The 2,500-nt window shown below is 55.2% G+C and carries 1 tRNA gene and 2 rRNA genes (1 of these 3 cut by a window edge); all 3 read right to left on the reverse strand.

Going from position 1 to position 2,500, the window contains the following annotated elements:
* Nucleotides 1–2: 2 nt before the first annotated feature.
* Nucleotides 3–79, reverse strand: a tRNA-Met gene (locus AO684_RS16255).
* A gap of 39 nt (nt 80–118) precedes the next feature.
* A 5S ribosomal RNA gene (rrf, locus tag AO684_RS16260) occupies nt 119–233 on the reverse strand.
* 88 nt (nt 234–321) lie between these two features.
* A 23S ribosomal RNA gene (locus tag AO684_RS16265) occupies nt 322–2,500 on the reverse strand (it continues 654 nt past the right edge of the window).

Genomic DNA, 2,500 nt, shown 5'->3' on the forward strand with positions numbered 1-2,500 from the left:
TTTGGTTGCGGGGGCAGGATTTGAACCTGCGGCCTTCAGGTTATGAGCCTGACGAGCTACCGGGCTGCTCCACCCCGCGTCCGGGTGTTTTTTGTATCGTTGATGGGGTCTTTTCTAGGTTTGGCGGTGACCTACTCTCCCACGTCTTGAGACGCAGTACCATTGGCGTGTTGGCCCTTAACGGCCGAGTTCGGGATGGGATCGGGTGTTTAGCCAGCGCTATGACCACCAAACCGAGGAAAGACCCGTTTATGAGGAACATCAGGCGCAGTAGCGCTTGTTCAGGTTTTGAGCTTTTGACCAGTCTTGCTGTTACTGGATCAAATCAAGCCTATCGAGCAATTAGTACCGGTCAGCTGAATGCATTGCTGCACTTACACCTCCGGCCTATCGACGTGGTGGTCTTCCACGGCTCTCAAGGGAGACCTTGTTTTGAAGGGGGCTTCCCGCTTAGATGCCTTCAGCGGTTATCCTGTCCGTTCATAGCTACCCAGCACTGCCGTTGGCACGACAACTGGTCCACCAGTGGAACGTTCACCCCGGTCCTCTCGTACTAGGGGCAACTCTTCTCAAGTCTCCTACACCCACGGCAGATAGGGACCGAACTGTCTCACGACGTTCTAAACCCAGCTCACGTACCTCTTTAAATGGCGAACAGCCATACCCTTGGGACCTGCTCCAGCCCCAGGATGAGATGAGCCGACATCGAGGTGCCAAACGATGCCGTCGATATGGACTCTTGGGCATCATCAGCCTGTTATCCCCAGAGTACCTTTTATCCGTTGAGCGATGGCCCTCCCACTTGGGACCACCGGATCACTATGGCCGACTTTCGTCTCTGCTCGACTTGTCAGTCTTGCAGTCAGGCTGGCTTCTGCCATTGCACTCAACGAGCGATTTCCGACCGCTCTGAGCCAACCTTCGCGCGCCTCCGTTACGATTTGGGAGGCGACCGCCCCAGTCAAACTCCCCACCATGCATGGTCCCGGACCCGGATGACGGGCCGCGGTTAGACATCAAGAGTGCGAAGGGTGGTATCTCAAGGGAGGCTCCACAGAAACTGGCGTCTCTGCTTCGATGCCTACCACCTATCCTGCACATCACAATCCTGATGCCAGTGCAAAGCTGGAGTAAAGGTTCATGGGGTCTTTCCGTCTAACCGCGGGAAGTGTGCATCTTGACACACAGTTCAATTTCGCTGAGTCCACATCAGAGACAGCGGGGAGATCGTTACGCCATTCGTGCAGGTCGGAACTTACCCGACAAGGAATTTCGCTACCTTAGGACCGTTATAGTTACGGCCGCCGTTTACTGGGGCTTCAATTCAGAGCTTGCACCCCTCCTTTTAACCTTCCAGCACCGGGCAGGCGTCAGACTGTATACGTCGCCTTACGGCTTCGCACAGCCCTGTGTTTTAAGTAAACAGTCGCCACCCCCTGGTTTGTGCCCCCCTCCCATGCTTGCGCACAAGAGGGGCTCCCTTCTCGCGAACTTACGGGAGCATTTTGCCGAGTTCCTTTGATGTGGTTCTCTCAAGCGCCTTGGTATTCTCTACCAGTCCACCTGTGTCGGTTTGGGGTACGGTCTGATGGAGGGCTATTTCCAGGAACCGCTCAGCAGCCCGGTCAATCCGATAAGACCGAACTACACCTGCGATCCGTCACATCCTCCTGGCCCACGAATATTAACGTGGTTCCCATCGACTACGCCTTTCGGCCTCGCCTTAGGGGCCGGCTTACCCTGCTCAGATTAGCTTTAAGCAGGAACCCTTGGACTTTCGGCGACAGGGTCTCTCACCCTGTTTGTCGCTACTCATGTCAACATTCTCGCTTCTGATCTCTCCACCGGATGCCTTACGGCCCGGCTTCACAGAAAGCTCCTTGCCTCCATGGCACCCCGAAGGGCACACAAGAGGCATTGAGCTATATCACAGAACGCTCCGCTACCACGCGTATTGCTACGCATCCTGAGCTTCGGCTCGTGGCTTGAGCCCCGTTACATCTTCGCCGCAGGACATCTTGACTAGACCAGTGAGCTGTTACGCTATCTTTAAAGGATGGCTGCTTCTAAGCCAACCTCCTGGTTGTTTTGGACGTCCCACATGCTTTCCCACTTAGCCACGAATTAGGGGCCTTAGCTGCAGGTCAGGGTTGTTTCCCTCTTCACGACGGACGTTAGCACCCGCCGTGTGTCTCCCGGATAGTACTCTCGGGTATTCGGAGTTTGCTTAGGCTCAGTAAGTCTGTGGGACCCCATCACCCATGCAGTGCTCTACCCCCCGAGGTATTCGTCCGAGGCGCTACCTAAATAGCTTTCGCGGAGAACCAGCTATCTCCAGGTTTGATTGGCCTTTCACCCCTAGCCACAAGTCATCCAGACCCTTTTCAACGGGTGTTGGTTCGGACCTCCAGTACGTGTTACCGTACCTTCATCCTGCTCATGGCTAGATCACCTGGTTTCGGGTCTGATCCAACGAACTCATGCGCCCTTTTAAGACTCG

This window comes from Gemmobacter sp. LW-1, assembly GCF_001303875.1.
GTDB classification, from domain to species: Bacteria; Pseudomonadota; Alphaproteobacteria; order Rhodobacterales; family Rhodobacteraceae; genus Gemmobacter; species Gemmobacter caeni.